1 pseudogene is annotated in these 703 nt (G+C 53.2%); it reads left to right on the forward strand.

Annotated features, from left to right (window positions below):
- Nucleotides 1–163 precede the first annotated feature (163 nt).
- Nucleotides 164–703 (forward strand): annotated as a pseudogene (locus AC1D2L_RS25795) (hypothetical protein); the annotation flags it as partial.

The following is a 703-nucleotide window of genomic DNA, read 5'->3' on the forward strand; positions in this document are numbered from 1 at the left end:
CAGCAGCCCAGATTTGGCTAAATGCAAGTTCGGTCAACAAAGGAGCATTCATCGTAACAGCCCGCCATTTTCAGTCGTCAAAATTGGAGTTGCCTGTTTGCCAGATTGAGGCCCAGTATGCGCAGGCTTGCTAAAGTTGAAATGGATGGCCGTCGGGGGCGCCATGGATCAGCCGCGAGAGCTCAATACGCGACGAGATGCACCGGATATGATTCCGCTTGGCGACGAGCGTATTCGCGCACAATTGGCTCGAATTTTGTCCAGCCATGATTTCAACGTACCTGAGCGCGTTCGCGCGTTTTTAACATACGTTACTCACGAGTCGCTGGCTGACCGTGCCGAACGAATCAAAGGTTATACGATTGCGGTCGAAGTGTTTGGCAGGCCCCCAGATTTCGACATGTCAAATGACCCGTCAGTACGCATCGAAGCGGGACGCCTTAGGCGCGCACTAGAACGCTACTATCTCCTGGAGGGTGCGGATGATCCGGTTCTTATAGACATGCCCAAAGGGGGATATGTCCCGCGCTTCAGCCTTCGAGCGACTCAGAGTGACAATCCACTTGACCCGCTGAACCTGGCGTTGCCGCAGACAAACTTGTCTTCTCGGCCCTCTTGGGATCTCCATAAGAGGTTTTTTCTGCAGATCTCTGTGGCTGCCATTGCCATAACGTTACTAACTGGCCTCTTGTTGCTCTCAGAG

The organism is Allobosea sp. P1_B10, assembly GCF_056406735.1.